The sequence below is a fragment of the Actinoplanes sp. NPDC049548 genome (assembly GCF_040676695.1).
Classification (GTDB): domain Bacteria; phylum Actinomycetota; class Actinomycetes; order Mycobacteriales; family Micromonosporaceae; genus Actinoplanes.
Map to the genome: position 1 here is coordinate 64,730 of NZ_JBFAPM010000007.1, position 15,214 is coordinate 79,943.

Annotated in this window: 12 protein-coding genes; 3 read left to right on the forward strand and 9 right to left on the reverse strand. The window is 71.4% G+C overall.

Annotation, left to right across the window (positions count from 1 at the left end; translation table 11 throughout):
- Window positions 1-38: 38 nt before the first annotated feature.
- From AB0J80_RS15875 to AB0J80_RS15895, 5 genes are all read right to left on the reverse strand, one after another.
- Window positions 39-2,117, reverse strand: a complete 2,079-nt coding sequence (locus AB0J80_RS15875; protein ID WP_364705176.1) for an ATP-binding protein — start codon at window positions 2,115-2,117, stop codon at window positions 39-41.
- A gap of 259 nt (window positions 2,118-2,376) precedes the next feature.
- A complete protein-coding gene (gene trmB, locus AB0J80_RS15880) occupies window positions 2,377-3,060 on the reverse strand; it encodes a tRNA (guanosine(46)-N7)-methyltransferase TrmB (protein WP_364705178.1) in 684 nt (227 codons plus the stop codon).
- A gap of 114 nt (window positions 3,061-3,174) precedes the next feature.
- Window positions 3,175-4,152 carry a hypothetical protein gene (locus AB0J80_RS15885; RefSeq protein ID WP_364705180.1) on the reverse strand — a complete coding sequence of 326 codons (978 nt, stop codon included), beginning with the start codon at window positions 4,150-4,152 and terminating at the stop codon, window positions 3,175-3,177.
- 331 nt (window positions 4,153-4,483) lie between these two features.
- Entirely contained in the window at window positions 4,484-4,771 is a 288-nt protein-coding gene (locus AB0J80_RS15890; protein WP_364705182.1) for a hypothetical protein, read from the reverse strand.
- Between the two features lie 279 nt (window positions 4,772-5,050).
- A complete protein-coding gene (locus AB0J80_RS15895) occupies window positions 5,051-5,695 on the reverse strand; it encodes a hypothetical protein (protein ID WP_364705648.1) in 645 nt (214 codons plus the stop codon).
- A gap of 317 nt (window positions 5,696-6,012) precedes the next feature.
- Here AB0J80_RS15895 and AB0J80_RS15900 point away from each other — a divergent pair, with 317 nt between their 5' ends.
- The 3 genes from AB0J80_RS15900 (at window position 6,013) to AB0J80_RS15910 (ending at window position 8,324) form a co-directional block, all read left to right on the forward strand.
- The gene (locus AB0J80_RS15900) at window positions 6,013-6,528 is read left to right on the forward strand and encodes a DM13 domain-containing protein (protein ID WP_364705650.1); all 516 of its coding nucleotides are present in this window, start codon (window positions 6,013-6,015) and stop codon (window positions 6,526-6,528) included.
- A gap of 106 nt (window positions 6,529-6,634) precedes the next feature.
- Window positions 6,635-7,540, forward strand: a complete 906-nt coding sequence (locus AB0J80_RS15905) for an aminoglycoside phosphotransferase family protein (RefSeq protein ID WP_364705652.1) — start codon at window positions 6,635-6,637, stop codon at window positions 7,538-7,540.
- Between the two features lie 10 nt (window positions 7,541-7,550).
- Window positions 7,551-8,324 (forward strand): alpha/beta hydrolase family protein, encoded by a 774-nt coding sequence (locus AB0J80_RS15910; protein WP_364705183.1) that lies wholly within the window; start codon window positions 7,551-7,553, stop codon window positions 8,322-8,324.
- Here the strand turns inward: AB0J80_RS15910 and AB0J80_RS15915 are convergent.
- The 4 genes from AB0J80_RS15915 to AB0J80_RS15930 all read right to left on the reverse strand — a co-directional run bounded on the left by AB0J80_RS15915 (window position 8,321) and on the right by AB0J80_RS15930 (window position 15,086).
- Window positions 8,321-9,823: a GAF domain-containing protein gene (locus AB0J80_RS15915; RefSeq protein ID WP_364705185.1), complete on the reverse strand. Its 1,503-nt coding sequence runs from the start codon at window positions 9,821-9,823 to the stop codon at window positions 8,321-8,323. The genes AB0J80_RS15910 and AB0J80_RS15915 overlap by 4 nt on opposite strands.
- 181 nt (window positions 9,824-10,004) lie before the next feature.
- Window positions 10,005-10,910, reverse strand: coding sequence for a PAC2 family protein (locus AB0J80_RS15920; RefSeq protein ID WP_364705187.1), 906 nt, complete (start codon window positions 10,908-10,910; stop codon window positions 10,005-10,007).
- Between the two features lie 105 nt (window positions 10,911-11,015).
- Window positions 11,016-12,605: a methyl-accepting chemotaxis protein gene (locus AB0J80_RS15925; protein ID WP_364705189.1), complete on the reverse strand. Its 1,590-nt coding sequence runs from the start codon at window positions 12,603-12,605 to the stop codon at window positions 11,016-11,018.
- A 135-nt stretch (window positions 12,606-12,740) separates the two neighbouring features.
- Entirely contained in the window at window positions 12,741-15,086 is a 2,346-nt protein-coding gene (locus AB0J80_RS15930) for an EAL domain-containing protein (RefSeq protein ID WP_364705191.1), read from the reverse strand.
- Between the last annotated feature and the right edge of the window lie 128 nt (window positions 15,087-15,214).

The window sequence follows — 15,214 nt, forward strand, 5'->3', positions numbered from 1 at the left end:
CGAGCCCTGTGAACAGGGTCACAGGTGTCAACAGGTTGTCAACGGATCTCCAGCGGCAGCCGGACCACCACCGTCGTACCCGGACCGTCGTGCTCGGTCAGCTGGATGCTGCCGTGATGCCGCTGCACCACCGCGCGGCTCAGCGTGAGGCCCAGACCCGACCCGGGAATCGCGCGGTCACGTGCCCTGCTCGTCCTGTACAGACCGGTGAACATCTTCTCTCGCTCCTCGGGGGCGACGCCGATCCCCGTGTCCGAGACCGACAGCTCCGCGGTGCCGCCGTCGGTCCGGAGGGCCACGGTGATCCGCCCGCCGTCCGGGCTGTACTTGACGGCGTTGCCCAGCAGGTTGTCGACCACCTGGCGCAGCCGCCGCCTATCCCCGGGGACCACCAGATGCTCAGGCAGGTCCTCCTCGATGAGCAGCGGTTCGTCCTCGATCGCCCCGCGGGTGTCCGCCACCGCCTCGCGCACCAGCTCGGCCAGGTCCAGCGGGGCGAGCTGCACGGCGGCGTGACCGGTGTCCAAGGCCGACAGCTCCAGCAGCTCGCTGATGATGTGCCGCAGCCGGGTGGTGTTGCGGTCCACGACCTCCAGCATCGCCGGCCCGTCCTGCACGAGCGTCTTCGCGTCCGCCTCACGCAGCAGCTCGGTGTACGCGCCGATCGAGGTCAGCGGCGTGCGCAGCTCGTGACCGATGAGCGCCAGATACTCGTCCTTGGTCCGGGCCAGCTGCCGCTGCAGATCCTCGACCATGCGCCGCTCGATGAACTGCCCGATGTGCGCGGCGATCCCCGACATGAGCGCCACCAGCTCGTCGTCCGGGCTCTCGGCCGAGTCGGCGAAGACCGTCAGGACCCCCAGCGCATCCCGGCCGTGCCGTACGGGAATCGCCAGGGCGGCGTGCAGCTGAGACTCCTGCGCGGTCTCCGGCGAGATCAGGCTCTGCGGCCGTTCGACGTCGCGGATCCACAACGGCTTGCCCGCCTGCCACGCCCGCCCGGCGAGCCCCGTACCGTAAGGAAGCTCGGCCGGCACCTCGATCCCGGCCGCCCACCCGGGCGCATGCCACTCGGCGACCGACCGGGCCACCCCGGCGGCGTCGTCCACCAGCCAGAGCTCGGCATGTGTCCACCCGAGCGTGCGGACGATCGCCTCCAGCACCCGAGACCCGGCGGCCTCCACGCTCGGCGCGTCGGCCAGCGCGGTGATGACGTTGAGCTCGCAGGTCCGGAACCGCTCGGCCCTTTTGCGCCGGGTGACGTCCTGCACGGCCTGGACCGCCCCGACCGTACGCCCGTCCGGCCCGATGATCGGCGTCGCGTCGACGACGTAGTGGCGGGTCCGCCGCCCCCGCCCCGACAGGATCAGCTCGTGGTCCCGCAGGCGCTCACCGCGCAGCGCCCGGTACAGCGAGATGTCGTCCGGCTTGACCGGCTTGCCGTCACGGTCCGTGAGCCCGGCGATGGCCTGCTCGTCGTCCAGCTCCCCGGGGATCCCGGCGGCACCCCACAGCTGCTGCATCCGCGCGTTGACCAGCACGATCCGCCCGTCCGCGTCACACGCTGTCACCCCGTCATGCAGGCTGTCGAGCACGGCGTCGAGAAACCGCCGCTGCCGGTCCACCTCGTGACGCGCCAGCTGCTCGGTGATCAGCAACGTCCCCACCTGCGCGGCGTCGGCGACGGCGGCCCGGTCGTCCTCGCTCCACCGCCGCGGCTCCGCGTCGACCGCGCAGCACACGCCGAGAATCGCCCCACGCTCGTCACGGATCGGCCGGGCCAGGTACGCCCCGGGCAGCCCATGCCGCCGGATGGGCGAGCCGGCCGGCACCCGTGCGTCGGCGGCCAGGTCCTCGACGACCAGCTCCTCACCGGTGCTGACGACGATGCCCGCCAGAGTGTCCCCGATCGGAAGATCGTCGAAGTCCGCCCGTGGCACCCGCAGCCCATGGCCGCCGTAGAGCAGCAGCCGGTTGCCGTCGACGAAGTGCACGAGCCCACAGGTGGAGTGCGTGGCGCGGGCCACGAGGGCGGCGACCTGGTCTGCGGCGCCGCTGGTCAGGACGCTGCGGGCGGGAATGACGGACCGGGCGTCTCCACCGGAACCGCCGGTCATCCACGGCGCCTCCATCCCGCCGCCGCCTCCGGTCCTGCTGTCAGCCGCCGTAGACCCTCCGGGGTCGCCCGCCGTGGCGTTGCCGGCCGGGGGAGACCCTTCCGAGCCGGGGGGTGGGGGCGCGACGGTATCCGGGGCGCCCGGGTGCCCGGGTACGCCCCGCCGCGCCGGGCGGTCGAGGCCGAGATCGCTTCGTGGCATGCTCCGCCCTCCGCCTCCCAGCGTACGGGCACGAAAGCGATGAAACCGGCAAATCCGCTCAGCGCCGCCGGTACACGAGGTCGAAGATCTCTCTCCCGGCCCGTACGCCCCGCTGCTCGAACTTCGTCACGGGGCGATGCTGCGGGCGGGGCGCGTAGCCGCCGTACACATCCTCCAGGCCCGGATCGGCCCGCAGCGTCTCCGCCATCGCCTCGGCGTAGTGGGCCCAGTCGGTCGCACAGTGCAGCGTCCCGCCCGGGCGCAGCCGCTCCCGCAGCAGAGCGACATGCGCCGGTTGCACGAGCCGCCGCTTGTGGTGCCGCGCCTTCGGCCACGGGTCCGGGAAGAAGGAGTGCACGGCGTCCAGGCTGCCCGCAGGCAGGCGCCGCACCAGCTCCATGGCATCGCCGTGCGCCACCCGTACATTCGTCAGACCGTGCTCCGCCACGAGCGCGAGCAGATTCCCGATGCCCGGCGTGTGCACCTCCACCCCGAGATAGTCCCGCCCGGGATCCGCCGCGGCCATGGTCGCGGTCGCATCACCCATCCCGAACCCGATCTCCAGTACGCGCGGAGCATCACGCCCGAAGAGCTCCCGCAGATCCAGCGGAGTCCGGTCCCCATCGACGACGGTGAGCCCCAGGCGCGGCCACAGCTCGGCGAAGGCATCGGCATGCCGGTTGCTCATCCGGCCCCGCCGCGGGTGAAAGGTCCGGATGGCCCGTTCGGTCGTGTCGCTCATCAGGCGCCCCACGATACGCAACCGGGGCCGGACGCCCCACGGCATCCGGCCCCGCCGGTCTCTCGGCGCCCCTGGCGCCCGCGGTCGTACGCGACCGGGGCAGGCGCCCCGCGGTCAGCGGACGGGCTGGACGCTCGGCTGCGAACCCTGGTGGAACGGCGTCCGCGCGCCGGTGGCCAGGTTGACGACCATCACCCAGGAGCCGTTCTTGTACGTACCCGTCGCCACCGCCCGGCCGGTGTCGGCGTACGCCAGCTCCCGGTCCTGGCTGGCACCGACCGTGCGCTTCGCCCCCGTCGCGACGTCGTACTCGACGACGTGCACCGGCAGGTCGTCGGCGGCGGTCTCACCCTTCTGGTACGCCGTCCACGCCAGCTTCGCCCCGTCCCGGCGCCAGCTCGGCACCACGGCGAAACCGGAGTTCTGCCGGCTCCCGCCGCCGTACGCGTCGACGGTCTTCTCCCCGCCGGTGGCCAGCGTCCCCACGGTCAGGCAGGCGTCGTAGATCGACTCGCAGTCCCCGCCCCGGAAGGCTACCTTCGTGCCGTCGGGCGACCAGGCGACAGCGTCGTCGGCACGCAGCCGCTCGCTGAGCGACCCCGACTCGGCGGCCCGGGCGGCGGGCTCGGCGGGCAGCTCCTCATCCCGGCAGTACGCGGGGAACACCACCGCGGGCGACGCGCCGACGGTCGTAGCGGAGATCGTGTACACACCGGGACCACCCGAGCACGACAGCGAGGCGAACGCGATCGACTTCCCGTCGGCCGACCACGACGGCCCAGCGGCGGCCCGCGTCGTCAACCGCCGCTTGGCGCTGCCGTCGGCCTTCATGGTCCACAGCTGACCACCCTTGAGCAGCGCGATCGACCGCCCGTCCGGCGACCACCGCGGCCGCGACCAGCCCCCGCCGGTGGTCAGCCGAGTCTCGGTGGCGCCCTTGCTCACATACACATCCCCGCTGCGCACGTACGCGACAAGGCTCGCCATGCTGGGCGCCGTGGCGGCGGAGGCGGGCGTCGGCCCGACCAGAGCCACGCCGGCGACACCCGCCGCCACCAGAACACTTCCCGAAACCCGGCTGACCACCGACATGACCAACGCCCCCCGACGCCGTTCCCCCGCTTACACCGGAAGACATCGTCGCAACCGCGCTGCACCTAAGAAGTTCCCACTCCGAAACCAAAACAATTCCGGACCGTTCGGACGACCCCTCCCGGTCATCGGTTCACGAGCCGTGCACTCGCAACCCGAAACGCACCCGAAGGGCGCGAGTGTCCGGTGAATCCTGCGCGAAGCGGCCCCGAGGCCGTCTTGCGGCGGCTCGATCGCTTGACGCCGCGCCGAGAGGGTCGGTGCGGGACTCGGGGGATGTGCTGCGGGGACGTGCGCTTCGGGCCGAGATTCCCCGGCCACCGCGCAGGAATCAGCCGGCCGAAGGGCCCCGGTTGCCGCCGTCGAGTAGTCGGCCGAGCATCGTGATGATCTGGTCAAGTTTGCCGTGCGCGGCGGTCAGCGACTGCTCGTGCCGGTCGAGCTTCTCGTTGTGCTGTGACTGCGTGATGGCCAGGGCCTGGATGGTGTGCTGCTGCGCGCGCGAGGTCTGCGCCATGTCGGCTAGGTTGCGGTCCCCGCTGGCACGCAGCCCGGACTCCGTGCCGAGGCGTTCCTCTTGCGCGGCGACGCGACGGGCCAGGTCGTCCAGGTCGGGCATGTGGTGCACCCTCTCGTGTCTGGCGCGGGATGGCATCACCCGGCCGGGGGTGAAGTCAATGTCCTACGCGGGGAGTAGCCGGTCAGCCTAGCCGGGATCTTCGGCTCACGTTCGGCGTCGCCGACGACGGTGGCGACGGAGTGGGCGGCTCGACCGTGGTCGTGCCGGATATGCCAGTCAAGCATGTGCGCGACAGGCGGCCGCCGGGCGAAAAGGCGCCGTGCCCGAGGCTGGACCGCGCTCGGCCCGCCCCGGCGGCACCCGGGACGGGCCTCGACGTCAGGCTGCCGTTGCGGTCCACATGGCCGTGAAGGCCGCCGCCTCGCCGGCGAGCCAGCGTTCCACGTCGCCCGTCTTCGCTCCCGGGTCGATGCGGTGGGTCGTGCCGCGGCGGAGGTCAACGACGACCGGGTCGGCGTTCGGGAGGATCTGGTCCATGTGGCGGGCCATCAGGTGCAGGGTGGCCGTGAGGGCTTCCGGGGTCGGGGGTTCTTCGTCGAAGTGGAGGCGGACGGCTTCGCGGTGGTTGTCGGCGTACCGGAGTCCGAAGTGGGGGTTGATCTTGACTGCGAGCGGGCCGACCGAGGCGAGGGCCTCGCGGGTCTGGGCCAGGCTCACGGTCTCCGGGTCGCCGAGGGAGTGCAGGTAGGTCAGGGCGCCGGCGCTGACCGCCTCGTAGAGCGGCTTCCAGCGGGGCTTCACCAGGTCGACGACGCCGGTCAGGTAGCTGCCGCCGGTGCGGAACGCGATGTCCGCCTTGAGGGCCTTGACGAGTTGACTGTGGGGATTGAAGCCGGTGCGGCGTTCGCGCTGGCGGCGCAGGCCGCCCACGAACGTGGCCTTCGCGGGCCCCGTGCGCGCGACGTAGCGCGTGAAGCCCAGCATGGTGGCGTACGGCGGAACGGTCGGCACTGAAGTGGACAAAACAGGCGTGGTCACGATGATCTCCCCGCAGCTCAGACGCCGTTTTCGTACATACATTCTAATCGACGGGTACGACATTCCCAACCGCGCTGGAAGCGGGTGCCGTGTCAGGTCCGCGCGAACCTGCGAGTGTCCGGGCAAGTCTTCGAGTGATCTTGCGAGCGGTCCGTCGGTAGGTCGCCGGGTGGTGTCACCGGTGGCGCTGATGCGGTCCGTGGCTACCGGCTGCCGTAAGCACTTTGTAAGGTTTGCGCCTGGCATATGCCCGCTACGGCGGGTTGACTCGACGGGTGACCCGCAGATTCCCTACCAAGCTCGTGGTCTGGGCCGTCGCCGCGCTGCTCGGCATTGGCGGTGCGGCCGCCCTCTACTGGTTCCAGCCCTGGCGGTTGGTCACCGACACGACGGTGTCGGACACCCTGGCTGTCGTGCCCTCCGCAACGTCGCAAGCACCAGGCGCCTCCACTGAGCCTGACCTACCGACGGCGCGGGTGATCGCCCAGGGGTCCTTCGTGACCCACGAGCACGACACCGCGGGCACCGCGCGGATCGTGCGCAACGTCGACGGTTCCCGACAGCTGGAACTGGTCGGCCTCGCTACCAGCGATGGGCCCGACCTGCGGGTGTGGCTGTCAGACCAGCCGGTACGCTCCGGCGCCGCCGGCTGGCGTGTCTTCGACGACGGCGCCTACGTGGAACTGGGCAGGCTCAAGGGCAACCACGGCGACCAGGTGTATTCCATCGACGCCGATCTTGACCTGTCCAGCTTGCGCAGCGTCAGCATCTGGTGCAAGCGGTTCTCCGTCTCATTCGGAGCGGCCGCACTCACCTGATCGCGGGCTTCGCCGTGGAGCTCCTCGATGCGGGAAGGGTTCCGCGCCGCGAGGCACGGGACCAGTCGAACGGGATGGCTACGATCCCCGCGTGACGGGCACTGGGATGGAGACGACGGCGGAGCTGGTGCAGGAGCTGGTGCGCGATCAGCACCCCGATCTGGCCGACCTTCCGGTGACGCTCGGCGCCCGTGGTTGGGCCAACCAACTGTGGCGCCTCGGCGACGACCTCGCCGTGCGCTTGCCCCTGGCCGGCGAGGAAGCGGGTGAGCTGTTGCTTCTGGAGCACACGTGGCTGCCTGTGCTCGCCCCGCGCCTGCCGCTGCGGGTCCCCGTTCCCCAACGCCTCGGCGCGCCCTCCCCGCGGTTCCCCCATCCATGGATCGTCACCACCTGGGTTCCCGGCGTCCCCGGTGACCTCGCACCGATCAGCTCCCGCTCGTCGGGAGCCGGTGCGCTGGCCGCCTTCCTGTCCGCCCTGCACCGGCCGGCTCCCGCGGATGCGCCCCGGGGCCGTGGCCGGGGAGGGACGCTGGCGGAGGTGGCGGAAGGCGTCTCCGCGGGGCTGGCCACCTTGACGGAGCTCGGGCTCGTTCCCGACCCGGACGCGGTTCGCGCGGTCTGGGACGACGCCCTTGCCGCTCCGGAGTGGGGCGGGCCGACGCTCTGGCTGCACGGGGACCTGCATCCGGCCAATGTCCTCACCGAGAACGGCAGCCTCTGCGGAGTGGTCGACTTCGGCGACCTCTGCGCCGGTGACCCGGCCTGCGACCTCGCCGCCTGCTGGATCCTGCTCGACGATGCCGGGATCGACCGCTTCCGGCGGGCGTATGAGCCGGGTGTGGACGCCGCGACCTGGCGGCGTGCCCGGGGGTGGGCCGTGTGGCGGGCGATGGGCAGCCTGTTCATCGCCGAGGCCGGCAAGGCGGGCCGGCCCGGCGGGAAGACGACCTGGGGTCCGCCGGCTCTCGCCTCGCTGCGGCGTCTCACCGCGGGTGTGACAGTGCGGTGATACTGGTGCGATGGCATTGATCCGCTGTGACTTCTCCTCCGAGGCGCTGGCGCTGAGCACCTCGATGACCGTCATCCTGCCGCAGCAGGCGAGCACCCAGATCGGTATCGAGGGGCGGGCCGGCGACGCGGCCCCTCCGGTGCTCTATCTGCTGCACGGGCTGACCGATGACGACACGGCGTGGACGCGCTACACCTCGATCGAGCGGTACGCCGCCGCGAAGGGCATCGCCGTGGTCATGCCCCAGGTGCACCGCAGCTTCTACGCCGACGAGGTGCACGGGGGCAGGTTCTGGACGTTCCTCTCCGAGGAGCTGCCGTCCGTGGTCTCGTCGTTCTTCCGTGTCTCGACCCGCCGGGAGGACACCTTCGTCGCGGGCCTGTCGATGGGCGGCTACGGCGCTTTCAAGTGGGCGCTGCGGCAGCCGGAGCGCTTCGCCGCGGCGGCCAGCCTGTCGGGTGTCCTGGACCTGGCGTACATGGCGGAGCGGGACGAGCGGCCGCACATCACCGAGCTGATCTCGCGGGTGTTCGGGGGGCGTCCCGTCGCCGGCACCGATGACGACCTGCTGCACCTGCTCGAGACGAGCGACGGCGAGCTGCCGCGGCTGCTGCTGCGGTGCGGCACCGAGGACCATCTCGTGGCGCACAACGAGCACTTCGTCGCGGCGTGCCGCCGGCTCGGGATCGACCTCGACGCGGAGTTCGGTCCCGGGGAGCACGAGTGGGGTTACTGGGACACGCAGATCCGCGCGGTACTGGACTGGTTGCCGCTGAAGAACTAGGACTGCAGCGCGGACGCCATGCGGGCCTGCTCCTCGAGCACCTCGTTGATGCGGGCCTGCACGGCGTCCATCTGCCCGATCGTCTCGCTGGTCGTGTGGATGCCCGAGGAGACCGTACGCGCGCTGTTCTGGATCCCGGTGATCTGCTCGGACACCCGCTGGGTGGCCTCCGCGGTCTCCCGCGCCAGGTCCTTGACCTCGCCGGCGACCACCGCGAACCCGCGGCCGACCTCGCCGGCGCGGGCGGCCTCGATGGTGGCGTTCAGCGCCAGCAGGTTCGTCTGGTCCGCGATGGACGAGATGATCTTGATGACGTCGCCGATCGCGGTCGACGCCTGGCCCAGCGCCTCGACCTCCTGGGTCATCTCCGACGCTCGGGACACCGCGTCCTGGGCCACGCGGGTCGCGTCGTCGCTGGCCGCGCGCAGCCGCGACACGGAGTCCAGCAGGGAGCGGGCGTTGTCCGCGGCCGCCTCGTTGTTGCGGACGATGTCGAGCCGCTGGGACACCAGCTGGGCGACGTTGCGCAGTGCGGACTCCCGGGACTCCGACAGCTCGATGTAGTCGGAGGTGAAGAAGTCCATGGTGCCGATGATCCGGCCGTGGCTCCTGACCGGGAAACACACGCCGGACCGGACCCCGGCGCGCTGCGCCGCCGGCGCGCGGACGCAGTCTGTCAGCTCGCCGATGTCGCGGACGAAGACCAGGTCGCCGGTACGCCACGCGCGCCCGGACAGGCCCACGCCCTCGGCGAAGGTGGCCGCCAGCGTCACCTTTCGGAACTCGTCACCGGCCGAGCCGGACTCGACCTTGAACCGCAGCAGGCTGTCGGCGTCGTCCACCTCCCAGTAGGAGCCGTACGCCCAACCGAACGAGGTGCGCACCGCGTCGAGGGCGATCCGCAGCGCGGACGGCACGTCCTTGGCCTCGCCCAGCGCGGTGACCACTGTGGTGACGGCGAGGCGGTCGGCGGCGACCTGGCGCAGCTCGGCCGCGGCGACGGCGGAGAAGCGGGCCCGCTCGGCGATCCGGGCGATGGACGCCCACTTCTCGGTACGCGGCCCGTCGACGTACATCGGCTCGGCGGAGTAGTACTCGAGCACCGCGACGATCTCGTCGTCGCGCAGCACCGGCGTGACGACCGCGGCCGCCATCCCGGCCCGGGACGCCTCCTGGCAGCGGGCGCAGTCGTCGCACTGGTCGAGGGCGCTGACGTAGACCGGCTGCCTGGTGCGGACGGCCTGGCCGACCAGCCCGGCGTCCATGGGCACCGGCCTGCCGGCGATCGCTGCTCGCAGCTCCGGGATGATGGCGCCGATCTCGTACTCGATCTCGATCTGGCCGCTCCCGGTGGGCCGCCAGACCGCGCCGTAGCTGAAGTTGTGCGAGTTCACCGTGCTGTCGACGGTGACGCGCCAGGCGGTCTCCTCGTCGGCCACGCCCTCGAGATCGAAGATCAGCTTCTCGAGGCTCTCGACGTCGCGCGGAATCTGACGCACTGCCGGCGCTTCCGCCGCCCGCGACCGTAACGAGACCACCCGACGCTCCTGTCACTCGACATGCCTGGTCAAACCCATGATGGGGCAGGTTTGGGGCCGAGTGTGGCGGATTGCCGGAACCGGTGCCGGCGGTGCTCCTGCGCCGGGGTGCCCACTGTGTGACGGGCACCCCAGGCGGAGGTCATTCGCTGTCGCGGGCCTGCTCGGCCAGGAAGCGTTCGAGCTCGGCGCCGAGCTCCTCGGCGCTCGGCAGGGCGCCGTTCGGCTCGGCGAGCAGGTTGCCGGCGCGGCCGCGCAGGAAGGCGTCGTACTGGGCCTCGAGGGACGCGACGAGCCGACCGGCCTGCTCGTCGTCGGCTACCTGGCGGTCGATCTCCTCGCGGATCTCGGTCGCGGCCTCGTGCAGCGCGGCGGTCGGCAGCACCAGGCCGGTCGTGTTGGCGACGGACTCGACGAGCAGCTCGGCGGCCGCCGGGTACGTGGTCTGGGCGAGGTAATGCGGGACGTGCGCCGCGTAGCCCATGGCATCGTGGCCGGACTCGCCGAGACGGAACTCGAGCAGGTTGCCGACGCTGGCCGGGACCTGCACCCGCTGCAGCCACGACTCGCGCTCGCCGAGCAGGCGCCGGTCGGTGGCGTGCGCGGTGACGCTCACCGGGCGGGTGTGCGGCACGGCCATCGGGATGGCGTTGAGGCCGACCGTCAGGCTGACGCCGAAGCGGTCGATGAGCCCGCGGACCGCCTTGATGAACCGCTCCCACTGCAGGTCCGGCTCGGGGCCGGCGAGCAGCAGGAACGGCGTGCCGGTCAGGTCCTTGAGCAGGTGGAGGGCCAGGCTGGGCTGCTCGTAGCTCTCCCAGTGGTCCTCGACGAAGATCATCGGTGGGCGGCGCGACCGGTAGTCGAGAAGCTGGTCGAGGTCGAACGTCGCCAGGACGCGTCCCTCGAACTGCTCCAGAAGGTGTTCCCGGGAGAGCTGGATGGCGCTCCCCGCGTCGACGAACCCCGTGAGTGCCTGGACGAGTACCACGCCGTCCAGCTCAGGCAGGTCGTCGGCCAACTCGTAGAGCCCGTGTGGGTCGAGCACGCTGCGGACCTCCTCATGTACGTCGCCCGTGGGCCCACGGGCGACACCCGTGATCCCACGGGCGACGGAGGTGCAACACCCGAGCGTGACCGGAAATTCCGAGGATCAGACGCGGAACTGTGCCACCAGCGATTGCAGTTCCTCGGCGAGACGCGCCAGTTCGCCGGCGGTACGCCGCGACTCGTTCACACCGTCGTTGGTGCTCTGTGCCGCCTCGGCCACGCCGGAGATGGTGCGGGCGATCTCGGTCGAGCCGCCGGCCGCCTCGGCGACGCTGCGCCCGATCTCGCTGGTGGTGGCGGTCTGCTCCTCGACGGCCGAGGCGATGGTGTCGGAGTACGCGTTGATCCGCTCGATGACCGCGGCGATCTCGCCGATGGCCTCCACCGCCGCGGACGTGTCCGTCTGGATGGCCTGGATCCGGTTGGAGATCTCCTCGGTCGCCTTGGCGGTCTCCTGGGCGAGGTCCTTGACCTCGCTCGCGACGACGGCGAAGCCCTTGCCGGCCTCGCCCGCGCGGGCCGCCTCGATGGTGGCGTTCAGCGCGAGCAGGTTGGTCTGCTCGGCGATCGAGGTGATCACCTTGACGATGTTGCCGACCTCGGCCGACGAGACACCGAGCTTGGCGACGGTGCTGTTCGCCGACTGGGCGACCTCGACCGCGCCGCGGGCCACCGCCGCGGCGTCCGCGGCGCTGCCGGCGATCTCCCTGATGGACGCCGTCATCTCCTCGCTGGCCGCGGCGACCGTGTCGACGTTGCTGCTCACCGTCCCGGCCGCGCTCGACACGAGGTCGGCGCGCGAGCTGGTCTGCTCCGCGTTGACCGCGATCCGGCTGCTCACCTCGGCCATCTCCTGCGCCGAGCCGGCCAGCGTGTGGCTGCTGCCGGTGATGCGGGAGATCGTGGTGCGCAGGGTCGAGGTCGCCCGGTCGAGCTGGTCCGCCATCCGGCCCACCTCGTCCTTGGACTTCATGCTCGCCGTACGCGTCAGGTCGCCGGCGGCGATGCTGTCGATGACCTTGGAGACGCCGCGTACCCGGGCGACGATGTCGCGGGCGATGGCCAGGCCCAGCAGGGTGGCCAGGATCAGGCCCACGATCAGGGTGACGATCACGAAGGTCCGGGCGGACTTGTAGGCCGCAGCCGCGTCGGCGACGCGACCTCGGGCCGCCGCCTCCTCCTGCATCGCGAGCTGCTCGAGGTTGTACTTGGCCCGGACGATGGCGGGCTGGACCTGCGTGTCGCGGGCCAGCAAAGTGGCCGTGGCGTCACCGGCGTCGGCGGTCTTCAGGTACGCGTCGCGGGCGGCCACGTACTTGGTCCACAGGAAGACCGTCTGGTCCATCAGCTGCGGATTGATGGTGACGGCCTTGTATTCCGCGACGTCCTTGGCGATCTGTGCGTCCATCTTCTTGATCGCCGCCGCGACGTCCGGCGACGGCGACTGGCCGTACGTGAGGACGTAGGCGTGCATCGTCCCGGTGTCCGAGGTGATCCGGTTGAGCCCCTGCCCGGCCGTGAAGCTCTGCTCGTACAGCTTCTGGCCGACGGAGTTCACCTCGGACAGGCGGGCGAGGGCCACCAGCCCCACCGTCGCCGCCACGATCGTCATGGCACCCACGATGATCAGGATCTTCGTGTTCAACGACCGGTTGCCGAGCCAGCTCCCCAGCGGGTTGCTGACGGCGGGCATGCGGAAGGACGGCGCTCTTCTGGCGGCAGACATGTGGTGACGACCTCGCGGTAGCTCGAACGGGAACGCTCTCGTCCCCTTCATCACTATCGGTTGTCGTTCGGGTCCGCTGAGGTGATATCCCGGAGATGGCCCTCAGACGGTCAGGGGCCGGTGCTCGGCCAGGTGCTCGCTGACCTGGTCGGCGGAGAGCGGCCGGGAGAAGTGGTAGCCCTGCGCGAAGCGGTAGCCGAGCCGGAACAGCGTCTCCGCCTGCTCCGCGGTCTCCACGCCCTCGGCGATCGCCTGCAGGTGCAGGCCGTTGGTGATCTGGATCATGGCGGTGGCGATGACCGCCTCCTCGGAGCGGCCGCCGATCCCGTCGACGAACGACTTGTCCACCTTGAGGGTGTCCGCCGGGCAGGTCCGCAGCAGGCCCAGCGACGAGTGGCCGGTGCCGAAGTCGTCGAGCGCGATCCGGACGCCGAGGGTGACGAGGTTCTGCAGCGTGTCCAAGGCCACGCCGCCGTCGAAGACCGCCGTCTCGGTGACCTCGACGACGAGCTTCTCCGGGTCGAAGCCGGTGTCGGCGAGCGCGGCCCGGACGTCCGCGGCGAACCCGGGCTCGCGCAGCTGCCGCGCCGACACGTTCACGCCGATCTCGCCCGGGGCCGCGGCGCCGTAGCGCTGCTGCCACTCGGCGGCCTGGCGCAGCGCGGTGCGCAGGATCCAGTCGCCGAGCGGCACGATGAGGCCGGTGCGCTCCGCGATCGGGATGAAGACGTCGGGCCCGATGAACCCGCGCTCCGGGTGCTTCCAGCGGATCAGCGTCTCCAGCGAGGTCCACTCGCCGCCGGGCAGCGCCACGATCGGCTGGTAGACGAGGTTGAAGTCGCCGTTGTCGAGGGCCCGGCGCAGCTCGGCGCCGAGCTGGGCGTCGGCCGCCTGGTCCTGCTCCAGCCGGGCGTCGTAGACGGCGTGCCGGCCCTTGCCGCGCTCCTTGGCCGCGTACATGGCCAGGTCGGCGCGGCGCAGGAGCTCCTGCGGGCTGGCGCCGGGCCACACCTCGGCCAGGCCGATGCTGGCCTTGACCAGCAGGTCGTAGCCGAGCGCGTGCACCGGGCGGGTCAGCGACTCGGCGATCCGGTCCAGCACCTCGGTCGCCTCGTCGCTGCGCAGGCCGTGCAGCAGCAGGCCGAACTCGTCACCGCCGAGGCGGGCCACGATGTCGTCCACGCGCACGGCCTCGCGCAGCCGGTCGGCGACCACGACCAGCATGGCGTCGCCGACGGCGTGGCCCAGCCGGTCGTTGATCGCCTTGAAGTCGTCGAGGTCGATCAGGGCCAGGCTGAGCGTCTCGGCGGCGTCGCCGGCCTGGGCCAGCGCCTCCTGGGTCCGCTGCTCGAACAGAGTGCGGTTGGCGAGGTCGGTGAGGGCGTCGTGGTTGGCGCGGTGGGTCAGCTGGGTCTGGTAGCGGTTGAGCTCCAGCAGGTTCGCGTCGACGCGGCGCAGCAGCCGCCCGTTCTCCGCGAAGGCGTTGATCTGGCGTGCCACCACGAGCGCGGTGAGCACGACGGCCGCGAGGGCGACGGTCAGCACCACGCTGCCCGCCGCGCTGCCGACGACCAGCAGCAGAGCGTCCGTCGCGGCGACCGCCAGGTAGGGGACCATGCTGAAGGACGGCGTACGCCGGGCGACGACCGGCACGCGGGCGGATCGGCGCTGCCGGTCTGCTGCCAGGGCGACGAACAGCAGGGTGGCCGGGATGAACGTCATCGAGCCGCTCAGACCCGGGTGCATGTTGAGCAGGAGCGGGACGAAGCCACCGCCCAGCGCGCCGACCGCCGCGGCCATGGCCAGCAGCCGCAGCGCGACCGGGTCGAGGCCACCGAACCCGGTCATCCCGACCTTGAGGAAGGCGAGCGCACCGACCAGCCCGAGGGCGGTCAGCATGAGCATCGGCACGATCTCGGTGCGGCCGGCGCCGGAGGCGTCGAGCACGCGGAGGGTGAAGTACCAGGAGAAGACGCCGAGGGTCACGGTCACCGTGGTCGCGTCCAGGACGAACCGCACCATGACCCGGTCCTGGCGCTGACGGGCGCTGATCGGCAGCCGCATCAGGGTCCAGAGCAGGACCAGGACCGCGAGGGCGTACGCGACCGAGGTGGGCATGTCGTGGTCCTGGTCGACCGCACCGGGGTTCAGCGCGTAGTAACGGGTGTCGCCGGCCACGCCGAGCACGATGAAGAAGCAGACGATGGACAGCGAGCGCCACACCCGAGCCGTGATCCGGGGGAGGCCGCGGGTGCACGCGGTACGCCGGCAGGACCAGCCCGCGACGGCCGTGCCGAGCAGCGCGGGCAGCCAGCCGAGCACCACGGGCGTACGTTGCTCCGTGTAGTTGACGGCGAACAGGATGATGGAGGCCACGAGGACCCCGGCCGCCGTCAGCAGCATCGGAGTCGGCCGCAGCCGCTCCACCTGCCGTTCGTCGACCGTCATGCGGCTTTGCCTTCCTGCCGGGTCCGGGTGCTCTCGGGTGACTGATCGGTCGCACCGCGTGCAGCATGAGCAGAACGGTCGTCCGGGTCCGTGACCAGGTGATTGCGCAGCGTCGAATATCCGGAGAG